This window comes from Bradyrhizobium brasilense (assembly GCF_029714345.1).
GTDB classification, from domain to species: Bacteria; Pseudomonadota; Alphaproteobacteria; order Rhizobiales; family Xanthobacteraceae; genus Bradyrhizobium; species Bradyrhizobium australafricanum.
Genome location: NZ_CP121669.1, coordinates 7,150,920 through 7,171,693 on the forward strand (window position 1 = coordinate 7,150,920; position 20,774 = coordinate 7,171,693).

At 58.4% G+C, this 20,774-nt stretch carries 20 protein-coding genes and 8 pseudogenes; 17 read left to right on the plus strand and 11 right to left on the minus strand.

What is annotated here, in order from left to right:
* The 4 genes from QA635_RS33120 (at position 1) to QA635_RS33135 (ending at position 3,343) form a co-directional block, all read left to right on the plus strand.
* The gene (locus tag QA635_RS33120; RefSeq protein ID WP_283063895.1) at positions 1–720 is read left to right on the plus strand and encodes an amino acid ABC transporter permease; all 720 of its coding nucleotides are present in this window, start codon (positions 1–3) and stop codon (positions 718–720) included.
* The gene (locus QA635_RS33125) at positions 717–1,364 is read left to right on the plus strand and encodes an amino acid ABC transporter permease (RefSeq protein WP_283063896.1); all 648 of its coding nucleotides are present in this window, start codon (positions 717–719) and stop codon (positions 1,362–1,364) included. The genes QA635_RS33120 and QA635_RS33125 overlap by 4 nt, the downstream gene beginning before the upstream one ends.
* Before the next feature lie 97 nt (positions 1,365–1,461).
* Positions 1,462–2,220 (plus strand): amino acid ABC transporter ATP-binding protein, encoded by a 759-nt coding sequence (locus tag QA635_RS33130; RefSeq protein ID WP_283071956.1) that lies wholly within the window; start codon positions 1,462–1,464, stop codon positions 2,218–2,220.
* Between the two features lie 208 nt (positions 2,221–2,428).
* A complete protein-coding gene (locus QA635_RS33135; protein WP_283063897.1) occupies positions 2,429–3,343 on the plus strand; it encodes a LysR family transcriptional regulator in 915 nt (304 codons plus the stop codon).
* 295 nt (positions 3,344–3,638) lie between these two features.
* On the opposite strand, the pseudogene QA635_RS33140 reads toward QA635_RS33135, so the two are convergent.
* The 5 genes and pseudogenes from QA635_RS33140 to QA635_RS41870 all read right to left on the minus strand — a co-directional run.
* Positions 3,639–3,792: pseudogene (locus QA635_RS33140) on the minus strand (transposase domain-containing protein); the annotation flags it as partial.
* Between the two features lie 17 nt (positions 3,793–3,809).
* Positions 3,810–4,489 (minus strand): annotated as a pseudogene (locus QA635_RS33145) (transposase family protein); the annotation flags it as partial.
* Between the two features lie 409 nt (positions 4,490–4,898).
* A complete protein-coding gene (locus QA635_RS33150; RefSeq protein ID WP_283063899.1) occupies positions 4,899–5,927 on the minus strand; it encodes a phosphotriesterase family protein in 1,029 nt (342 codons plus the stop codon).
* An 801-nt stretch (positions 5,928–6,728) separates the two neighbouring features.
* Positions 6,729–6,824: pseudogene (locus QA635_RS33155) on the minus strand (IS5/IS1182 family transposase); the annotation flags it as partial.
* Positions 6,823–6,947, minus strand: a pseudogene (locus QA635_RS41870) (transposase domain-containing protein); the annotation flags it as partial. The pseudogenes QA635_RS41870 and QA635_RS33155, both read right to left, overlap by 2 nt.
* Before the next feature lie 278 nt (positions 6,948–7,225).
* On the opposite strand from QA635_RS41870, the gene QA635_RS33160 reads away from it, so the two are divergent.
* The 3 genes from QA635_RS33160 (at position 7,226) to QA635_RS33170 (ending at position 8,074) form a co-directional block, all read left to right on the plus strand.
* Positions 7,226–7,381 (plus strand): hypothetical protein, encoded by a 156-nt coding sequence (locus QA635_RS33160; protein ID WP_283063900.1) that lies wholly within the window; start codon positions 7,226–7,228, stop codon positions 7,379–7,381.
* Between the two features lie 59 nt (positions 7,382–7,440).
* Positions 7,441–7,602 carry a hypothetical protein gene (locus QA635_RS33165; protein WP_283071958.1) on the plus strand — a complete coding sequence of 54 codons (162 nt, stop codon included), beginning with the start codon at positions 7,441–7,443 and terminating at the stop codon, positions 7,600–7,602.
* Between the two features lie 340 nt (positions 7,603–7,942).
* A complete protein-coding gene (locus QA635_RS33170; protein ID WP_283063901.1) occupies positions 7,943–8,074 on the plus strand; it encodes a hypothetical protein in 132 nt (43 codons plus the stop codon).
* 133 nt (positions 8,075–8,207) lie between these two features.
* Here the strand turns inward: QA635_RS33170 and QA635_RS33175 are convergent, their stop codons facing one another.
* Positions 8,208–8,486, minus strand: coding sequence for a hypothetical protein (locus tag QA635_RS33175; RefSeq protein WP_283063903.1), 279 nt, complete (start codon positions 8,484–8,486; stop codon positions 8,208–8,210).
* Positions 8,483–8,770, minus strand: coding sequence for a hypothetical protein (locus QA635_RS33180; protein WP_283063904.1), 288 nt, complete (start codon positions 8,768–8,770; stop codon positions 8,483–8,485). Before QA635_RS33180 ends, QA635_RS33175 begins: the two co-directional genes overlap by 4 nt.
* A 334-nt stretch (positions 8,771–9,104) precedes the next feature.
* On the opposite strand from QA635_RS33180, the gene QA635_RS41875 reads away from it, so the two are divergent.
* Positions 9,105–9,317, plus strand: coding sequence for a hypothetical protein (locus QA635_RS41875; RefSeq protein WP_283071960.1), 213 nt, complete (start codon positions 9,105–9,107; stop codon positions 9,315–9,317).
* On the opposite strand, the pseudogene QA635_RS33190 reads toward QA635_RS41875, so the two are convergent.
* Positions 9,309–9,793, minus strand: a pseudogene (locus QA635_RS33190) (IS66 family transposase); the annotation flags it as partial. The gene QA635_RS41875 and the pseudogene QA635_RS33190 sit on opposite strands and share 9 nt — an antisense overlap.
* A 45-nt stretch (positions 9,794–9,838) precedes the next feature.
* Between QA635_RS33190 and QA635_RS33195 the strand changes: the two are divergent.
* A pseudogene (locus QA635_RS33195) lies at positions 9,839–10,804 on the plus strand (IS110 family RNA-guided transposase).
* A gap of 244 nt (positions 10,805–11,048) precedes the next feature.
* Here QA635_RS33195 and tnpC (QA635_RS33200) read toward each other — a convergent pair.
* Positions 11,049–12,050 (minus strand): annotated as a pseudogene (gene tnpC, locus QA635_RS33200) (IS66 family transposase); the annotation flags it as partial.
* A 649-nt stretch (positions 12,051–12,699) separates the two neighbouring features.
* Between tnpC (QA635_RS33200) and QA635_RS33205 the strand changes: the two are divergent.
* Positions 12,700–13,845 (plus strand): alpha/beta hydrolase family protein, encoded by a 1,146-nt coding sequence (locus QA635_RS33205; RefSeq protein ID WP_283063906.1) that lies wholly within the window; start codon positions 12,700–12,702, stop codon positions 13,843–13,845.
* 294 nt (positions 13,846–14,139) lie between these two features.
* Complete coding sequence (locus QA635_RS33210; protein ID WP_283071962.1) at positions 14,140–14,616, plus strand: Lrp/AsnC family transcriptional regulator; 477 nt, start codon at positions 14,140–14,142, stop codon at positions 14,614–14,616.
* Positions 14,617–14,737: 121 nt separating this feature from the next.
* Here the strand turns inward: QA635_RS33210 and QA635_RS33215 are convergent, their stop codons facing one another.
* Positions 14,738–15,220, minus strand: coding sequence for a MarR family winged helix-turn-helix transcriptional regulator (locus QA635_RS33215; RefSeq protein ID WP_283063908.1), 483 nt, complete (start codon positions 15,218–15,220; stop codon positions 14,738–14,740).
* Positions 15,221–15,680: 460 nt separating this feature from the next.
* Between QA635_RS33215 and QA635_RS33220 the strand changes: the two genes are divergently transcribed.
* The 3 genes from QA635_RS33220 (at position 15,681) to QA635_RS33230 (ending at position 18,051) form a co-directional block, all read left to right on the plus strand.
* Positions 15,681–17,201: a porin gene (locus tag QA635_RS33220; RefSeq protein ID WP_283063910.1), complete on the plus strand. Its 1,521-nt coding sequence runs from the start codon at positions 15,681–15,683 to the stop codon at positions 17,199–17,201.
* 435 nt (positions 17,202–17,636) lie between these two features.
* On the plus strand, positions 17,637–17,804 hold the full coding sequence (locus QA635_RS33225; RefSeq protein WP_283063912.1) for a hypothetical protein: 168 nt from the start codon (positions 17,637–17,639) through the stop codon (positions 17,802–17,804).
* 7 nt (positions 17,805–17,811) lie between these two features.
* Positions 17,812–18,051, plus strand: coding sequence for a recombinase family protein (locus QA635_RS33230; protein ID WP_283071964.1), 240 nt, complete (start codon positions 17,812–17,814; stop codon positions 18,049–18,051).
* Positions 18,052–18,064: 13 nt separating this feature from the next.
* On the opposite strand, the pseudogene QA635_RS33235 reads toward QA635_RS33230, so the two are convergent.
* A pseudogene (locus tag QA635_RS33235) lies at positions 18,065–18,256 on the minus strand (transposase domain-containing protein); the annotation flags it as partial.
* A 75-nt stretch (positions 18,257–18,331) separates the two neighbouring features.
* Between QA635_RS33235 and tnpA the strand changes: the two are divergent.
* The 3 genes from tnpA to tnpC (QA635_RS33250) are packed head-to-tail and all read left to right on the plus strand — an operon-like array spanning position 18,332 to position 20,756.
* On the plus strand, positions 18,332–18,793 hold the full coding sequence (tnpA, locus tag QA635_RS33240; protein ID WP_283063879.1) for an IS66-like element accessory protein TnpA: 462 nt from the start codon (positions 18,332–18,334) through the stop codon (positions 18,791–18,793).
* Complete coding sequence (gene tnpB / locus QA635_RS33245) at positions 18,790–19,143, plus strand: IS66 family insertion sequence element accessory protein TnpB (RefSeq protein WP_069279868.1); 354 nt, start codon at positions 18,790–18,792, stop codon at positions 19,141–19,143. The genes tnpA and tnpB overlap by 4 nt, the downstream gene beginning before the upstream one ends.
* A gap of 50 nt (positions 19,144–19,193) precedes the next feature.
* Positions 19,194–20,756, plus strand: a complete 1,563-nt coding sequence (gene tnpC / locus QA635_RS33250) for an IS66 family transposase (protein WP_283063875.1) — start codon at positions 19,194–19,196, stop codon at positions 20,754–20,756.
* Positions 20,757–20,774: the final 18 nt, after the last annotated feature.

Consider the following 20,774-nt stretch of genomic DNA (forward strand, 5'->3'; position numbering starts at 1 on the left):
TTGAACGCAATTTTGGAGTACTGGCCAGCACTCGCGCAGGGCTTGTGGGTTACGGTGTGGGTAGCGTTGTGCATCATCCCCGGTGCAGCGCTCGGCGCGATCGCTCTCGGCGCGCTAAGGATGTGCGATGCCCCGACCCTGCGATGGCCGGCGATGCTCGCGATCGAGTTAATTCGCGCGCCCTCGGCTCTGGTTCTCCTATTCTGGGTGTTCTACGCGCTGCCGCTGGTCCCGGGCATGCCGCGTCTGAGTCCCATCTCAGCGGCGATCCTCGTTCTCGCGCTTGATGGAGCCGCGTACGGCGCGGAGATCGTCCGTGCCGGTATCGAGACCGTGCATCGCGGACAAACTGATGCCTGTTATGCACTTGGGCTAAGCAAACTGAAGAGTTTCACGAAGGTTATTCTGCCTCAGGCTCTCTCGCAGATCGTGCCTGCTTTCGGCAGCCTGGCGAGGAGTATGGTCAAGTGGACCGCAATCGTGAGCTTCGTCGGTGTGCAGGACGTGCTCTATGTTGGAAATTACATTCGCGGCCAGACGTACGACACGGTCTCTGTCTTTTGCCTCCTTGCAGCCGTCTACTGGATCCTGACCGTTCTTTGCGGTGCCGCCTTTCGAGCGATTGAGCAGGTGCTCCCGCTGAATCGTGCGTTGCGAACCGCGCGCTTGTCTGTCCAAGCAATACCCGACCTAGATGCGCCTGCAGGAGCCGCCCAGTGACGTGGGATTGGAGCTTTGTCCTGAAGATCCTTCCTGCTCTCATAACGGGCGTTTGGTATACTATCGTGGTAACGCTTGCGGCGTCGACTGTTGCACTGATTGGGGGACTGCTGCTTGCAATCCTGGAGAGTGTAAGTATCAAGATCGGACGGGCCTTTGTGCACTTATGGCTTGAACTCATGCGGGGTGTGCCGACGCTTGTACTGCTGTATTTCGCGTTCTACGTGCTGCCAGAAGTCGGAATTATCCTTCCAGCGATCCCTATTGGCATCGGCGTGTTAGGAATTGTCTACGCCGCGTACTGCTCGGAAGTGTATCGAGGCGGCCTGATCACTATCCCAAACGAACTGCGCGATGCCTGTGTGGCCCTCAATTTGAGCCCGTTTGTTACGTGGCAACGCGTGCTCGTTCCGCTGATGATCAAACGGGCTACTCCCGCCCTGCTCAACTACGTGCTCGGAATGTTTAGGGAAACCGCGGTGCTTTTTGGCATTGGCGTACCGGTACTGATGAGCCAGGCTAACGAGATCGGGTACGAGAACTTCCGCTATCTTGAGCCCTTTACCGTGGCAGGCGTGATCTATTTGGGCATGAATTTGCCATTTCTTTTCCTTCTTTCTCGATTCAGGAATAAGCATGCTTAACGTCAGGGAATTTAGTCGTTCAGGCCCCTTCAGGCGCTCCGCCGAAGGTTCCAGCGCGATGGAGGCAGGTGGATCGGCTCCCAAGCCGCAACAGGCCATGTGGGCTATCGAATTCGAAAAGGTTTCGAAATCCTTCGGTGCTCAAAGCGTGCTGGCCGACCTCGACCTGCAAGTGCGGCCCGGCGAAAAGGTCACGCTGATCGGCCCGAGCGGCTCAGGAAAGACGACAGTGCTACGCTTGGTAATGACTCTTTGGAAGCCCACGAGTGGCGATATCCGGGTTTTCGGGAACAGCATCCTGTTCGATGCGGTAGGCAAACCGATATCGAACTCGCAGGAGGCGGGGATTCGCCGCCGGTGTGGCATGGTATTCCAGCAATTCAACCTGTTTCCCCATCTGACCGTCCTGCAAAACCTAACCTTGGCGCCAACAACGGTATTGAAACAATCCAGACAGCAGGCTGAGAAGAGCGCGCTTGGATATCTTCGGATGGTGGGCTTGGAAGGCAAAGCGCATGCATATCCCGCTCAGCTGTCTGGAGGTCAGCAGCAGCGCATTGCGATTGCTCGGGCGCTAATCTTGAAACCTGAGATACTCCTACTCGACGAAATCACCTCAGCGCTAGATCCCGAGCTCGCCGGAGAAGTTTTGGATGTGGTGCGAGATGTCGCGCAGGAGACCAAGGTAACGCTTTTGATCGTGACGCACGAGATGCGCTTCGCACGGGAGGTCTCCGACCGCATAGCCGTCTTCGACGCCGGTCGTATTATCGAGCAGGGGCCGCCCGACAAGATCTTCACCGATCCCCAGTCCGAGCGCACTCGCATATTTCTGCAATCTGTTCTGAACCATTGAACTCAATATACGGGTGGTGTTGGATTTTCTGGCAGGTCGCCGCCGGGAACAGTGTTAGGCGATTCTGCTGTTCGCCTGCGTGAGAGGACCGCATACGATCAGCTCCTCGATCCCAAGATATAGCGTGCGGATTGAATGAAGCGGCGTCGAACCCACGCCTCTAACCGGTACCGATAATTCAGATTTATAGATAAGCAGAATCCCTCCTATGCTAGACTTTAAGCTGCTCGAAACATTCATGTGGGTTGTAAAGCTCGGTAGCTTCCGTGGCGCCGCCCAGCGCCTCAATACCACTCAGCCCGCGATCTCGCAGCGGATAGCCCAGCTGGAGCGCGAGATGGGCATGAAGCTCCTCAGGCGCGATCATCGCGTCGCTTCACCCACCCAGAGCGGTCGGCAGATGATGGTTTACGCAGAGAAGCTGATCGGATTGCGGGCGGCCATGATGGCCGAGGTCACAGACGCCTCCGCCATGCGCGGGGTCATGCGGCTGGGAGTTGCCGAGACAATCGTGCACACTTGGCTGCCACGGTTCGTTAAATACGTCAACCAAGTCTATCCGAACCTATCGCTTGAGATTGAGACCGACATCACGCCTAGCTTATGCGCGCGTCTGCTCGCGCAGGAGATCGAGCTTGCATTAGTAGTTGGCCCGCTGTTGGACTCCGGTATACATAATCGCATGCTGGGTCGGTATCCCATCGGTTTTCTCGCAAGCCCTTCGCTAGGACTCGGCAACGGCCTCGTGACACGGCATGATCTCGCGCGATTTCCGATCATCACATTCCCGCGCAACACCCGGCCCTACGAGGTGGTGCGTGAGCTCTTTGACCAATACGAACCGCCGCCGCTCAGGTTGCATACCTCGGCATCGCTCGCAACCGTCACTCACATGGCGGTCGCGGGGCTGGGCATTGCAGTGATTCCCGCAGCAATTGTCGAAAACGAGCTCGCCGATGGACGGCTGCAGCTGCTCGATACCGACCTGAAGCTCGCGCCGCTCACCTTTACGGCAAGCTGGCTGGCTTCGCCTGATGTGGTGGCGGTGGAGCGGGTCGCCGAGCTCGCCCGGCAGATCGGCCAGTCAAGGCCTGCCATCGGTGAGCTAACGTCAAAGCGATGAAATCTTCTGCTTAATGCGTTGCGAGATCGGGTGATCAGCCAAAATGTAACGCAAACTGATGACGCGAGCGCTGTACGACATCCGGCGGAGGCCGGACTCGGCCGGACTATTCGGGCCGCCATCGCTTAAGCAATCTCAGACATTCTGCATCCAGACGAGTTCGATCAGGCCCTTCGATACCAAAATCGGCCGACGCCTAAATGCCGTATCTCCGACGCCGCAGACCCGGAAGACGCCGTTCTCGATCGCCATTCGGTTGGTGACGTAACGTAGCCGTCCTAACTCGTTCGCGTGGTCATACGGCTCGAGCGGAGATCACTGATGCTGACATCCAATTCCAGGGCGGTAGCCGGTCGAGCCCGATGAGCTGGGTTGGCGGCGATATGTAAGAGAAACTCCGCGAGCCAAGCCTGCGGATTGACGCCGCTCATTTTAGTCGCGACGATCAAGCTAGTCTAGTCGTCCGTTAAGAAGCCGAATTGAGCGGGGCTGGACGGGCGAGCATGCGCCATAGCTGGAACAGGAAGAGGCACAAGAGTTCTCTGAGCCAGGCAAGGATGCGGCGGAAGTTGTGGCCCACGGCCGGGAGGATGACGTTGGCGGCATCTCCTGCGCGGCCCTTGAGGTAGCAGCGTCCGAGGTGACCTTCGGTCTTCAGGTGTCCGATGATGGGCTCGATGGCGGAGCGGCGGCGCAGCTCGCGCTTGATGACACCGAAGACGGCCGCGCTTCTGGCCGGAGATGAAGACGCGACGGGGATTTTGTCCGTCGTGGCCGCGGTATCCCTTGTCGACATAGGCCTGCTCGATCGAACAGCCGGTGAGCGTCTCGGTGCGGTCAAGGACGTCCCGCAAGTGTGACCATCCTACGGCTTATCAGGCATCGCCCTGGCGTGCAGCACGAACAGGCCACCGGGAGCCCGGCGGTTGTTGGTGACGATGGAGGCCTTCACGCCGAACTCGTAAGGTGCGCTGGCCTTGCCGATGCACTCGACCTCCGGAGCATGGAAGGAATACAGCTTCCAGCCGCGCTGGCGCTGCTGCTGCGAGCGTGGGTGGCTCGGCTCAGCGGGAGGGCGAACGCCTCCTCCAGTGCAGGCTGGCCCCCGATCTTGCGGCGGATGTCGCGGATGATCCGGCCCTTCCGCCGCATCGTCCCCCTCCGATGCAACATAGAATTATGGTCCGCAGCGAAGGGAGATCCATAAAACGAAATTGCAGGGTTTGGGCTTCTCAAGCTCCCAATCCCTGCAATCTCAAATGCCTCCGCCATCCAAAAAACAGACTCCCGCTCAATCGCTTAGAGGCTTGTTCACGGACGACAAGCTACAGATGGAAGCCGTGCACCGCTTGCCGTGACCGGAGCAGCAGAACACCAAGATTTTCGCCCGAGAGCTACACTTCTCAATCCTCGCTCGGCGGCTTGTTCGAAGACAGACGCGGAAACGCAATTCTTGGCCAAGATTATCATAGTCGGATACACCGCCGATAACAGCACCAATGTCATCTTGCCGATCCGGAGCCACCCTCTTCCGTGGGCCTATCGTGGGCTTCTGCTAGACCTGTTCTTTGCGGACAACTAGGCTCGGTGGCGTCCTTTCTGGCATGACCTCGCCGGCAAAAAAACGTCTCGGATTGTCCTCCAGGATCGAATCAATGTCCGCCTGGCTGATATCGCGAGCGTGCAGGAGCGGGATGAAGTCGGTGAACATGTAGGTGTGGGCTTGATGAAGTCCCAGCGACTTCAGGTGTTCCATCTCGGCCATCTCCTCGACTGTGAGCTGGCGATTGTATTTACCGAGTCTGCCGCAGAGACGGTCCATGCTCATCATGATCTGAGCGCGAAAGCCGTCTCGCACGAGCTTCGCCAGATTGTCCGCGCGGACTTCGTCCGACTGGTAGTAGAACATCCCGATTTGATCAAATCCGATGTAGGAACCAGCATCGACGACCTGGCGATGGTAAGCGGGATCGACGTTGGAGCAGCAGTGGCCAATTAGGCAACGATGGGCAGCAACGCCGCCGGCTGCGAGCAATTCCTGCTGCTCCGGGCCGGCACAGCCGTCAGTGGTGTGGGTGATGATCGGCACCCCAGTTGCCTGGTGTGCGATGCAAGCAGCTTCGAGAAACTTCTTCTCGTGCGCGGTGACAGCGGGCGCGCTAGTCGAGACCTTGATGGCGCCCGCCTTCACGCCAGTATCGCCAATGCCGTGGCTGATCTCGCGGATATAGAGCTCAGCGATCTCATCGACGGTACGACGTCGCCAGTAGATCGGCAGTCCCATCTCCTCGTAGTAGAAACCAGTGGTGCAGATGATCTGCATGCCTGATTTTTCAGAAATCTCCTTCATCAGGGTGACGTCGCGCCCGAGTTCTATCGGACAAGGGTCGACGAAGGTACGCACGCCATGCTCGGTGCGCAGTTTCACTAGCCGCCGGATTGCCTCCTCGATTAACTCCCCGCGGTCGAATTTCGCGAGGGGATCGAACCAAGCGCCGGGAAAGGCGATGAAGAGATGCTCATGCATCAGCGTGCGTCCCAAGCTCTCCACCGAGATCCGCCCGGACACAGTCTGAACCATCATTTGTTCATCCTTTCGGTATTCCTAGGTATTGACTGGAGTGTGTGGAGCATTGCTCCTTTTCGTCACGGGACGGACTGCCCCGCTGCCGGAGTTGGCGAATTAATTGGATGGCCGCCAGTGAGCGCGCGGCCTAGCACGAGTGAGCCGCCGATGCCGCACAGGTGTGGGAACAAAGAGCACGATTGGAGCACCAATCCAAATGCGGGCCTGCGGCGTCGCATTCACAACATCGACTGCTAATGTAGATGCGGCCCGCAGTCGGCTGGTGGAGGGGAACCTGCAAAGGGAAAGACGTATTGGCCGCCCCCACTCGGACCAACGCTAGTGCGAACTCGCCCTGGAAAACCGTTAAATTGGCGTTGTCCACTGCCGCGGAACGGCCATGGCGTCTGATCGTTCCTTCCAATCCGATGTTCCACATTTGAAGATCCCCTTGACGCCTGCCATGCCGCGATTCCGCCGATAGATTGTCTGCGTGGCTCGTAAAATGCGCATCGAGGCGAGAAGCGTTTCTCGGTTTATGCAAAACCTCGAAAGCGAGCAGCAGTGCCAGCAGCGAACGGTGGTTCTCAGTCGTATACCGCTCTCCCTTCCGGACTCATCCAATTTTATTGTGAAGGAGCCGCGCCCGACCACGCCAATACCAAATTTGGATTGATAAATACCGGATTAGAATTGATGCGCGCGCTGCAGAATCATGTGGTGCCTCAACGCCCGGGCCATGGGCGCGATCGGGTCTTTCATCAATTCACTCCGACGGTTCGAGATCCACGCATGGCCACCAATGGCTACTTGTGGCTGTCGCGGAATTGCCTTGAGTTTTGAGAAGCAGCATTCCACGAGATGGCGCTGGGCATAGAGATGCTTGTCGAGCGGATATTTGAGCGCGCGTGACGGGCCAACCATTGGCGATACGCTGAAGTGTTAGGGCAAGCCAGGCGAACGGATTGACGTTGTTCATTTCGCCGTCTGCAGCAATGTTGCGATGGTCGCCCAGGCTTGTCCGCCACCGTCCGAGCCGGGGCCATAGTGCCGGGTTTCTGACATTCGAAGCCGTGATCACCTATCCGTACCACCCGCTGGTCGGCCGGACGGTCCTGGTGACCGGCGATCATGAGCGGGACGGTGTTCATTATTTTGTCGTGCGCAAATGGATCTGTTCCTTCCCCTAACCCGGCCCGGCGATATGAGTGGCGCCGAACGCCAGAAGGCGGTGGCGCTTCTGCGAGTATTGCTAACGGACGCGGCGGCGAAGCCGGCCAACGAGCCTCAAGCCAACGGCAAAAAGGGAGCAGGCAATGAGTAAGATCACGCCCGCGCACATGGCCCGTGCCGCTTTCGTTTACATCCGCCAATCCACAGCGTATCAGGTCGTCAACAATCTTGAGAGCCAACGACGCCAGTATGGCTTGGTCGAACGCGCGCGGCAGCTTGACTGGAAGACGTCCAGCTAGTCGATGATGATCTCGGCCGATCCGGTGGCGGAACGGTCCGACCGGGCTTCGAGAAGCTGCTGTCCGCGATTTGCGAAGAACGGGTTGGCGCCGTGGTATCGCTCGAGGCATCACGCCTTGACCGGAACGGCAGAGATTGGCACACTTTGCTGGAGTTCTGCGGCCTGGTCGGCACGCTGTGTCGACGAGGAAGCCATCTACGATCCACGCTCAGCCAATGATCGGCTGTTGCTTGGCATGAAGGGCACCATGAGTGAGATGGAGTTGTCGATCTTCCGGCAGCGGTCCGTCGATGCCATGCGCCAAAAAGGCACGGCGCGGTGAACTTCATTTGACGGTCGCCGTTGGCTACGTGAAGACGGATGACAGCCGTATCGAGAAGGATCCTGATCGGCGCGTCCAGGACGGCATCTTGTTCGTCTTCCGCAAATTCGCCGAGCTCCAATCAATCAGGCAGGTGCTGCTTTGGTTCAGGCAGGAGAACGTTCTCGTTCCAGCGATTGTGGTCGCGGTAAACGCCCAGTCGAATGGAAGGCACACGTCTATCACACGCTGCACCACATGCTGACGAATCCGGCATACGCTGGCTCTTACGCCTATGGTCGGCGGGAGACACGGGTGACGATCAAGGACGGGCGCAAGCGGATCATGCGCGATACACTCCGGCGCAATTGGAGGGACTGGGACGTTTGACCACGACCATCACGAGGGCTATCTCGCCTGGACGGAGTTCGAAAGGAATCAGCACCTGATTGCCGACAACGCCAATGGAAAGAGCTATATGGGTCGCGGCTCGATAAGGCGCGGCGAGGCTCTGCTGCCGGAATTATTGCGGCGCGCGCGCTGTGGCCGACGCCTGCACATCCACTACACTGGAAAGGGCGGGAACACACAGCGATATGCCTGCCGCGGGGCGTTCGGCACCAAAGCGGCCGACAACTGTATCGGCTTTGGCGGCATGCGGGTCGATCGCATCGTCGCCCAGGAGGTGCTCGATCGACTGCAGCCTCTTGGGATTGAAGCGGCGCTGGCCGCGATGGAGGCCCAGAGCGTGCATCATTGCGACAAGCGCCAACACATCGAGAACGCAATCCAGCACGCTCAATACAAGCCGCTCGGGCACGGCGACAGTACGACGCCGTCGATCCCGATAACCGGCTGGTTGCCAGTGAGTTGGAGCGGCGCTAAAGCGAGAAGCTGGTCCAACTGCGCGACCTGGAGGTCCAGCTCGAGCCCCTCAAACAGACGCAACATGCTCCAGCGCTTTCCGCCGCGGATCGCGCGAGGCTGATGACTCTCGGCAAGGATTTGACCAAGGCGTGGGAACAGTCCCGGGGCGTCCATCGAGACACGCAAGAAGATCATCAGGCTGTTTGTCAAAGAGATCATCGTCGATGTCGTGGGCGATACATTGGCGCTCATCATTCACTGGCAAGGCGGCGACCACACCCAGTTGACAGTCAAAAAGAACAAGATCGGACAGACCCGCTGGACGGTCGAAGCCGATGTCCTCGATCTCGTTTGCGTATTGGCGAGGCAACTATCGGACACGGCAATCGCTGCGATCCTCAATCGGTCCGGCAAGCTGACTGCACATAGCGCGAGTTGGACACGATCCCACGTCTGCAGTCTCCGGAACACCAACGGCATTCCTGTCTACCGCGAAGGTGAACGAGCCGAGCGCGCCGAAGTGACGTTGGATGAAGCCGCCGACATTCTGAAGGTGAGCCGCACAACGGCGTATCGGATGGTCAGCAGTGGCACCCTTCCGGCCCGGCAGCTGTGCGGCGGGCGCCATGGATTATCCGGCTCGCCGACCTGCAGCGAGACGCTGTGTGCCGCGAAGCCGATGCCAGACGATCGCGTCGTCCGATATCTCGAGATCCGCAGCAAAATCTCCTTCCTTTATAAGGGCATCACCAGATTAGTAGTATGACGCGCCAACGTCGGATCCGGCAAACAGCGCGTTCTTGCGACTGAGCTTGATGCCACGGATGGATCGTTCGACCGTGTGGTTGTCGAGTTCGATGCGGCCATCATCGATGAAGCGCGTCAGCCCCTGCCAGCGCGAGAGGGCGTAGCGGATGGCGGCGGCGAGCTTGAGCTTTTGGCTGATGACAGCCAGCTTGGCGCTAGCCAAGCCTCGAAGGCATCGGCCAGCGGCCGGCTTTTCTGCTGCCGCGCGAAGCGACGCTCCTCGGCTCTGCGGCCGCGGATTTCTTTCTCAATCGCGTAGAATGCAGCAATGTGCTTCAGCGCCTCGCTCGCGATCGGCGCGGGGCCGGCTGTCGCGAGTTCGTAGAAGTTGCGCCGCATGTGCCCCCAGCAGAAGGCGAGCTCGACCTCGCCCCGTTCGGCAAGCTTTGGGTAGGCGGTGTAGCCGATGGGGTGGACGCCCCTGACGGCATCGATTGTGCCAAGATGTGCGGGCGTTGAAACCCGGTAAGGAGGACGTCAGTGGACGAGGTTAGCATCATTGGTTTGGATTTGGCCAAGAACGTGTTTCAGGTCCACGGTGCGGGGGAGCATGGAAGGATGGTCCTGCGTAAAAAGCTCAACCGCGGCAGGTTGCTCGAGTTTTTCGTCAAGTTGCCAAGGTGTGTGGTCGCAATGGAGGCCTGCGCCAGCGCCCATTATTGGGGACGGGAGATCGGTAAATTCGGTCACGAGGTCCGGCTGATCCATCCCTCTTACGTGAAACCCTTCGTTAAGCGTCAGAAGAACGATGCCGCGGATGCGGAAGCGATCGCCAGGCTGCGTCTCGACCAACGATGCGCTTTGTCGGCATCAAGAGCGCCGAGAAGCAAGCCTCCTCCATGGCATTCAAGGTTCGTGATCTCTAGGTTCGACAGCGAACACAGACGATCAATGCTTTGCGCGGACATCTTGCGGAATACGGTTTGATCGTGGCTCAGGGCGTCAGGCATATCCCCCGATTGCATGAGCTCCTAACAACATATCCGGACCTACCCGACCTCGCTCGTGGCCTTTGCCAGAATCTCTTGAAGCACGTGGAATCCCTGTCGGAGCAGATTGCAGAGCTGGAGAAGGGACTGCGAGTGCGCGGTAGACAGGACGAGGTGGCCTCTCGGTTAATGACCATTCCGGGGATCGGTGCAATCTGCGCCACAGCGATAGAGGCTTTGTCGCCGTCGGCGGAGACCTTTTCCAAGGGGCGCGATTGGCAAAATCTCCAAGATGGGCCGGCAAGATCTCCGGCGCCTCCTTGTGCTTGGTGCGACCGCCGTCGTGCGGTGGGCAAGACGATATGGATCGCCGGCAGGATCCTGGCTTGCGAGAATGCTCTCGAAGAAGCCACCAAAGCTGATCGCGATCGCTCTAGCCAACGAAATGGCGCGTATCGCCTGGGCCTTGATGGCCCGCGGTGGCGCTTACCAAGCTCCAGCGTCTGGCACTGCGTAACGCAAGGCCAGACGCCGGAAGCCGTCGGGATGTGGTAAGGTCTAACGGAGGGTTATGGGCAATCGGTCAGGGACTGGGATTGGAAGAATCAAGAGGTTGATGAGTGCCAGCGAGCACGCGTAGCCGAAGTGGATGCAATCCACGCATTCCATAAGGGCCCGCGACGTGTCGAGGTCGCATCACGAGGCCGGACACACGTCGGCACCCGACCACATGCCTGTTCCGAAGCTAGATTTTGCTTGCATTTACCGGGGCGTCCACACACATCAACCTGCAGGATGCCGTGATAACCATTAAGATGCCGGACAACGCATTCGCCGGCGCGGCTGTCTTCGAAGCGATAAGCCACCATCGGCGGTTCGCTGCGGCCAAACGTTCGGTCATCTCGGGCAAAGGCCCACAAATAGGCTGTCTTCGTCGATCCGGAGCCGGGAGCGAGCGTCGGCAAGGTGGTTTCGTCGGCAAAGACCCGTTCGGCCTTCTTGACCTCGCTGAAGATGTAGTCGGCCACGATCTCCAACTCGAAGCCGAGCTTGCCCATCCATTGCGCCATCAGTTGGCGGTCGAGCTCGATCTGATCGCGGGCGTAGATGGCCTCCTGCCGGTAGAGCGGCAGGCCATCGGCATGCTTCGAGCCGGCAATCTGGGCCAGAAGCGCTTCCGTCGGAATGCCTCCTTCAATGACATGGGCCGGGGCCGGCGCCTGAATTACGCCGTCCGCGTTCTTGAACGCATATCTGGGACGGCGCGTAACGATTACACGGAACTTCGCCGGGACCACATCCAGACGCTCCGACACATCCTCGCCGATCAGCACCTTCTGCTTGCCGGCATGCTCAGCCAGGTCTTCTGGCTCAATGACAGTTTCGATCCGTTCCAGATGGGGCGCAAAGCCCTTGCGCCGACGCGGTGCACGCTTGCCGTCCGCTTGCTCACGGCTCTCGCTGACCCGAGCCTTGATCGCGGCGATGCCGGTCTCGATCTCCTCGAAGACGAAGGCCTGCTGTTCATCGTCGCCGTTCGCCGAGCCGAGCTTTTCCGATCGTCGGCCGAACCGGGCGCGGTCGAAGCCCTTCAGGATCTGCGTCAACCGCTCGATGCGTGCATCTGCATCGGCGTTCCGGGCCTTCAGATCAACGACTTCGCTCTCCAGAGCATCAGCGCGGGCCGCCTTCTCGGCCATGGCAAGTACCATGGCCTTCAGCGTCTCTATGTCATTCGGGAGGCTGAGATCGGGCGGCGTCATTGATCCGACGAGAGCACATTTTGCTCCGTTTCTCTTGCCCTTTCCAGCTCACTGATTCACTTCGCCGCAGTGCTTTGGCTTGGGCCACGGTAGTTTTTTGTCGACATCGGCGATTGATCAGCATCTCAATGCTGATTTGCTTCGTTGCGAGTCCTCAACGCAGCGGAGAACAACGATCAGAGCTGCTGTTTGAATGTTAGTAAGCTCCTCCTTCCGCAAACGTGCATGCGCCGCCTTTCGCGATTGCATCACTCTAATACCAATTTGGTATTGATGCGGCCGAAATTGGTATTGGCCTCCCTAGACGCGGCTCGTCCACAATCCGTCAAACTCCTAAATCAGAAAAAACATGAGGAGGGAACGATATATGTTCTGGATCTTCTATACCGGAAGTAGTTAGGCCGACGAGGGGCTCGTTTCGCTTTAGATGGTTAACTGACCCCTGAGCATCGATCCCGTTATCGAAAGCTTAGGACGTCAAAAAGGTGAATGATTATTCCGCCTCGGAAGCGATTTCTGAGTTCATCAATCAGCTATATCTGAGACAGGTACTGTTTGGGCTGCGTGCGGGCAGAAGCCCTTCATATCGTCAATTCGCTCGTTCAGGCTCCTACGCCAACCTTAACGGTGATCTTGAGAATTATTATCTATGCTGGGCGATAATGGACTTAAGGCAGCTTCTGGTGTTCTCCCAGCCAGCGACCTGGATCGCGCGGTAAGTCGTCAGCACGGGGGCCGGATCTACACCACCGGGACGAACTGGATGGAGTGCGCCGTCGCCTGGCCTCATCTGAGGGGCGATCTTACGGCGACCCGGCGCTGCGCCGCCGTCTTCTTAGACAATCTCGAGGAGATCTACGCTCGGCAGAATTGGGTCTCAAGGTGGACAAATATCGGCGATGCTAACTGCCTCTTTGCTGACTTGAATATCAAAAAGGGCGCCTTCGAGAAGGCGACTGAGGCTTGGCTTTGTGCGCTAACCGCATTTGAAATTGTTAGACGACTAATCGATGAAGACGATCCGCGAATTCAGGATATTTCTGCCAAAATCGAAGCAGGTGTTCTAAGGCTGGGATTATCTCTGGAACGGCAGATAGAGCGGGTACGAATTGCGTGGTACGAACAATCCGAATTCCCAGCCTATTACTTGCCCGCTGGCAGTTCGGATTTAAACGCGCCGGCGGTCATTTGCATCAGCAGGGAACAAGAAACAGGAGCGACGCTGCTAGGAAGACTGCTGCCCCTATTGATTGGTCGATGCATGTCGGTTCTTGTTCTTTCTCGCAAGGACATCTCAGCTCTCTCGCGCGGCCAATCGGAAACCATGTTGTCTTGCTGTTTGGATTACTTATCGCGCCGCCCCGACGTCGATGCCCGTCGAATTGGCGTCTATGGAGAAGGATTATCGGCTGTTCTGGCCACCGATTTCGCTGTATCTGATCAACGCGTTGCTGCGGCGGTTTGTGACGGTGGTCTTTGGAATTGGGCGCGAATTCTGGCGTCGGTTGGATGGAGGGCTGGGGATGGGGTGGACGAGGAAGCAGTGTCGGCGCGTCGCTCACGTTTGGTTCGACAGCTGAGATGCCCCGTTCTCGTAATCGCGGGGGGGCGCGGCACCGTTAGTGTGTCCGAGGCGATTAAGCTTCAAGCTGACTGCGCGGCGGCTCGCATTGCTCTGGAGTTGGCCATACCGCGGCTCGCCCGGACGCCCGCGGGGGAAATGGAAAACTTTGTGACTTCCGATGACTTCATCTTCGGATGGCTAAGGCGTGCGCTTGCAGATGCACCTTGGTAGCCATTTTAGTCGACGTCAGTTGGTCCGATTAACTGGCCGCACGACATGCTCAACTTGTTCGGAAGCGTATTCTCGCAGGCAGATTGAAGAAGACATGGCGATGGAGGTGAGACTCGGAGGTACAAGATCCAGAGCTACGCAAGCGCGTAACCGCTCGACCGAAGGGCCCCTACGTAAAATGTGGATGATGAGCGATGAGCAGGAACGAGGTTCGGAATGACGAGCCCATTTAACGGAGTTACGCCGCACGCTTGGACCACGCAATCGCATTGTAGTGACGACCGCAGTTCGGCTATGGAAATCGACAGAATCGATGCTCGCCTCCTAGATCTCGTGCAGCGCAACAATCGCTTGAGCAGCGAAGAACTAGGCGCGAAGGTCGGCTTGTCTGCTTCCGGAGTTCAGCGTCGACTGAAGCGTCTACGGTCGGAGAGCATTATAGAGGCAGATGTTGCGATCATTTCTCCCAAAGCGATCGGACGGAACGTCACCGCGTTGGTTCACATTTCGTTTGAGCGCGCCCGAGCCGACATCGTTGATCGCTTTAAGCAGGCAATCTGTAAGATGTCGGAGGTAATGAGCGCCTTCTACGTTACAGGCCAGATCGACTTCGTTCTTTTAGTCACAGCAAATGACATGGAGGATTACGAGCACTTCATTCGTCGCCTCGTGCACGACAATCCAGACATAAAACGCTGTGAAACTATGATCGTTTTGAATCGTGTCAAAGCAGGCTTCACAGTACCAATGGCTTCCATCGCATTCTCGTGACTATTTTCGATCCCGCGCCACGCCTGTGCGTCACCCAAAGATCGTCGATACCCGCCCCCGGGCATTAGAGTCACCGATCGACAAGGCTCTGACGGCAAGTTCTGTATCGTCCACTCCATACCTATAGTATGCCTATACTCAGTTTTTGAGATGCCAGCCGGCTATTTTTTGCAATCGAGCGTAGCCGCTTGTTGAGATAGTGAAGGGAATCCTCGTCGAGCCCACTAAAGATCGCTGAGTTGAGGGCTTGCCTTTTTATCGAGAGATTCTTGATTTCCGCATGCGCTTTTTGAGTAAGCGAAATCTGCAAAAATCTTGCGTCATCAGGGGACGTCGCGCGGGTCAGGAACTCTATTTGCTCGAGTTTCTTCGTTTGATTGGTAACGAAGGCTGGGTGAATCCGAAGTTTATTCGCAACGGCTATTCCTGGTACTCCGCGACCTTCGTCGAGTTCGTCGATAGCCATTAGGATCAACCACTGCGCTTCGCTAATTCCCAGCAACTGAGCCCAACTCTTATGTATTTCCTCGAGTTGGGAGTGGATCTCCACAATGTTCCAGATGAAGTCAGCAGCGGCTCTATCGGGTAGTTCTTTTTCGGCCATGTTGGTCTTCCGCCAGCCTCGCTGACGCCGGTACGGCGCACAGATGATTCGTATTAGCGGTAACGTACCTAACCTCCTTGCCCCCCTGAAAAAAGAGCCCGTCGGACAGAGCAGCCATTACATAATAAAATTGATAAAAACAATTAATCTCTAGCGAGATATTAAGCAAGGTAATAAAAGGAGAGACCCCACAGCATTGCGCTCAAGCGCAACTTTTGGCCGTGGAGACCTCGGCTTTGGCCTTAACCTCGATCAAGCCCCCCCCCCCCCCCCGGCACGGAACGCCTGCAAAACCGCAACATCTTCCAGACTAAACAACATTCGTATATTAATTTATTGAAACAATTGTTTTTTGAAATTATAATCGCGACCTCGAGTCATTCCGTCGAGCAGTCGTGAGGCATTCGCGGCGGATCATTTGAAGCGCGGAAACCGCGTATCCAACTTGGAGGTTCAATCCATGAAACTGACAAAGAGTCTTATGCTTGGCTCCGCGGCAATATTCGCGGGCGCGGGGGTGCAGGCTACCGATCTTCCCGTCAAGGCGAAGGCGGTTGAATACGTAAGGGTCTGCTCGCCTTATGGTGCCGGATTTTACTACATCCCCGGCAGCGACACTTGCATCAAACTCGGTGGCTATCTGCGTGCCCAAGTAGGGCTAGGCACGAACGCTCTCTATGATGCCGCCAATTCAGGTGTGGCTGGCGCGAAAAACCGCCTCAGGAACTACTACACTGCTCAATCCCGCGGAGACCTCACCATCGATACGCGCACCGCGACTGAGTACGGTGTACTTCGCACGTACTTCGATGCAGTGTTCAGTTGGACGACGGGTGGCTATTCCGGCGCGGGCACAAGTCCCGTAAATGGCTCAACAGCTTATACAAGCTCGACCGCTTCTCAAGTCGCTGGTGGATCGCTTGGTGTGTACTATGCCTTCATCCAGTTCGCTGGTTTTACGCTGGGCAAAGCCCAGTCGCAGTTCTCCTCACCTTGGGCTAACTATCCGGGGAACTACATCGATGGTCTGCCCGGTGGTGGCGGTTGGGACCCTGTTAACCAGTTCACTTATACCGCTGATTTCGGTCAAGGCATCACGGCTTCTTTTTCGGCGCAGGATCAGGTAGCCGAGTACACGACCAATATCTGGAACGTGAGCAGCGCGACGGCCGCCGGCCTCGCATCTGGTGCGTACGGAGGGAATGATATCGGCGGTTCGCGCGTTCCTGACCTTATCGCTATGCTTCGCGTTAACCAGGCTTGGGGCCTTTTCCAGGCGTCTGTCGCCGCGCATGAGAATCACGCCGCATACTTCGGCGCGGATGAAACGACCGGACATCCGAAAGACAAATGGGGGTGGGCTGGTCAGCTGGCGTTGTCGATCAAAAACATCCCGACTGGCCAAGGTGACACGATCAACATGTCAAGCGTATATGCCAACGGGGCAAGCCGATACAACTTCAACGATTACATGTCGACGACCTTCGCGATGTACGGCGGCACGGGTTCCGCGCGTGCTTACCAGAGCATCGGCCTCGCCGGCCTATCTGACTCTGTGTTCGTGACCGGAACCGGCCAGCAGCTGACCACAACGTATGGCTTCCAGGGGGCCTATACCCACAACTGGGATCCGTACTGGAACTCTGGCATCTACGGTGCTTGGGCTGCGGTGCGGTACAACAACACAGCCAAAGGATACATCTGCGGCGCGTTCGTTGCCACTCTCGCGCTCTCGAGCGGAGTTGCCGGCTGTAATCCCGATTTCAATTATTCGGTTATCGGTACGTTCACACGCTGGACCCCAGTCAAAAACCTGACCTTCTCAGCTGACCTCGCGTACATGATGCTCGACCAGAAGTATGCAAGCGGGAATACGGTCACGCTGCCGCTGCAGTCGGGGATCGCCAAGCCAAGCGCTGTGTATGAACTGAAGGATCAGAACAGCTTCACGCTGCTGCTCCGCGCTCAGCGCAACTGGTGAGTTTGTGTCAACAACAACACAAAAACACGGCTCTAAGTATAGGTTGAACCTCCAAGAATGCCTCCGGCATGCCCGCCGGAGGCCTTTGTCAACTCGGATCCAGCTCACGGTCATGCGCGGCGTGGCGGGCGTCAACTCGGAGTTCCGGCCGTCGGTCAACCGAGATAACCAACTATTCTGGCCAGCAGGGTCTGAATATGTAATATGCAACTTGCGAAGCTGGTTTATCGACAGCATAGCCTTTTTTTGTCTCAATAGCTCGTCGCTTCGGGCCAAAAGAGCCGACCGAATAGAGAATCATAGGGATGACTCCGGCGTGTGCCCACTTAAGAAGGCGAAGTTCTATTGGCCGCTGATCCAGCATCAGCGGATGCAAATGAATCGTGCAGCGCCAAATCGTCAACGAGGTCGCCGCAGTGCTGGCGGAGGCAAGTCATGAAATCCGAGCTGGTCAAGCCGATACATCTGGCGCGACGGGCGGTCGCGTACATCCGGCAGTCGACGACCCATCAGGTGGTGACCAACCAGGAGAGTCTGCGATTGCAATACGCGCTTCGCCAACGCGCCATGGCCCGAAGCCGGCATCGACGTCATCGACGCTGATCTCGGCATCAGTGGAGCGTCGGCGGCTCAGCGCAGCGGCTTCAAGGAGCTGATCGGACGTGTTGGGCTCAAAGAGGTTGGTCTGATCCTGTCGATCGACGTGACGCGCCTTGCCCGCAACTGCTCGGATTGGTATCCGCTGCTCGATATCTGTGGGCTGCACGGCTGCCTCATCGCCGACCGTGACGGCGTCTATGACCCTGGCAGCGCGAATGGCCGTAAGCGCTGTTTTCAGGCCACGCTTTGAGTTCGTGACGGCAATAGGCCCACGGAAGCAACTGATCGATGTCGCTATTCGGATGACCATTGACGATCCTGGTGAGTGCGTCGGTCACGTAAGCAAGCGGATCGACGTCGTTCAACTTACAGGTTTCGACCAGAGAGGCGATGATGGCCCAGTGCTCGGCGCCGCCGTCGGAGCCTGCGAACAGCGCATTCTTCCGTAACCGGCATGAGGGCCTCACCTCGCAGTGACGAAGCTTGTCTGCGATACAGGCTGGCAAGAGCTGATCGGTGGAGGTGGCGCGATGGCAAATGCCATGCTTGATGCCAGGGAGGAAGGTGACTCTTATCGCCGCGTTGAGGTGATCACTGGGGAGCGCCGGCGGCGACGGTGGACGAGCGAGGAGAAGGCCCGGATCGCGGCAGAGAGCTTTGAGGAGGGGGCGAACATCTCCGAGGTGGCGCGGCGCAATGGCGTTTCTCGCGGACTGCTCACGGTGTGGCGCCGCCAGGTAGCGGCGGTGCTGGCCGGCAAAGCCCAGAACTTCGTGCCTATCCAAATTGGCGCCGAGAGCGATGGCGGGAGGGTTGGCAAGTCCGAGTGTATTTCGCCGGTACAGACGAAGCCCGTGGAGATTGCCACGCCGCCGGCCAAGGTCTGTGGAGTGGTCGAGATCGAGGTGAACGGGGCGCGCATCCGGGTCGAGCCGGGGGTGGAACTGGCGACGCTATCGGTGGTGCTATCGGCGCTTCGAGGGATCCGGTGATTGCTCTACGGTCAGACCTCAAGGTGGTGCTGGCGGCCCAGCCGGTCGACTTTCGTAAGTCGGTGCATACGCTGTCGGCGCTGGTGAGCGAAGCACTGCGCGCGAACCCATATTGCGGCGACGTCTTCGTGTTCCGCAGCAAGCGCATGGACAGAGTGAAGCTTCTGGCGTGGGACGGCAGCGGCATGGTGTTGGTAACGAAGTGGTTGCACCAGGGGCGTTTCACCTGGCCGCCGATCCGCGACGGCGTTGTGCATCTCAGTGCGACGCAGCTTGCGATGCTACTCGACGGGCTCGAGTGGACGCGTGTGTCGCCCAAGCCTGTGAAGCAGCCGGCCATTGTCGGCTGAGAAGTGAGGATTTCACTGGAGCATGGGTCGCACGGATGTATCGTCTGGTCATGGCGATTCGCCCCGACACTCTCCCGACCGATCGGGCAGCTCTGACCGAGATGGTGCTCGCGCTTGACGCTGAGAACGAGACGCTGCGCGTAGCAATGCAAACGTTCAAGGACATGATCTTCGGGAAGCGCTCGGAGCGGCTTGCCGCGCTCGTGGCCGAGCAGCTCGCGCTTGAGCTTGGCGATCTTGAGACCGACGTCACGCCGCCTGCAGCTGCCAACGACGATGCAGCTGCGGCAAAGCCGCCCGGCAAGCCACTGCGGAAGAAGGCGCGCCGCAACATCGGCGCGCTTCCAAAGCACCTGCCGCGCTGTGAGCATGTGCTGGAGCCGGAGGCGACCGCATGCCCGTGTTGCCAGGGCCAGCTTCACAAGATCGGCGAGGACGTCAGCGAGGTGCTGGACATCATCCCGGCGATCCTGCGGGTGCTGCGGGCGGTCCGTCCCAAGTACGGCTGCCGCCGCTGCACCGATGGTGTGATCCAGGCGAAGGTGCTGCCGCGCCTGATCGAGAGCGGCATGGCTTCGACCGCACTCGTGAGCCACGTGGTAGTCTCGAAGTTCGCCTGGTATCTGCCGCTGTACCGACAGGTGCAAATTCTGGCCGGCCAGGGTGTCCATCTCGACCGGGCGACGCTTGCCGGCTGGGTGAAGCGTGCGGCCTGGTGGCTCAGGAGCCTCTATGCGCTTCAGCTGCGCACGATCCAGACCGCGCCGCGCCTGTTCTGCGACGAGACGCCGATGCCGGTGCTCGATCCCGGACGACATCGCCCGCGCATCTGCCAGTTCTGGGCGCATGCCATGGATGACCGGCCATGGGGCGGTCCCTCGCCGCCGGCGGTGGCCTACGTGTTCGCCGACGGCCGCGGCACGGCGGAGATCGCCAGACAGTTGATGGGCTTTTCCGGCATTCTGCAGGTCGACGGTTATGCCGCCTACAAAGCGCTCGCCCGCGATCATGGCGGCGCGATCCAACTCGCCTTTTGTCTCGCCCACGCCCGCCGCAAATTCGTCGAGGTGTATAAGACGACCCAGTCGCCGTTCGCGCGCGAAGTGATCGAGCGCCTGCAGGCGGTCTATGCCATCGAAGCAGAGATCCGTGGCAGCAGTGCCGAGCAGCGGCTGGCCACCCGCGGCACCAGGTCCGCTCCATTGATGGAGGCGCTCAGGACGCGCCTGACCGCAATGGTCGGCCAGCTCTTCTCCCAATCAAAGCTGGCGGAGGCCATCAACTACGCACTCAATCACTGGGACGGGTTGACGCTGTTTCTCCGCGACGGCCGTGTCGAAGTTGACAGCAACACAGTCGAGCGTTCCATGCGCCCGATTGCGATGGGAAGACGCAACTCATTGTTCAGCGGCAGCGAAGGCGGCGCCGAGAGCTGGGCGATCCTGGCGTCGCTCGTGAACACGGCAAAACTCCATGAGCTCGACCCGCAGGCCTACCTGACCGATGTGCTGGAGCGCATCGTGTCTGGGCGAACCAAGAGCCATCAGCTGCACGAGCTGCTCGCCTGGAACTGGAAGGCGGCGCGCCGGCACACACCGCAGGCAGCGGCATGAGCCCACGTCGCCATAAGG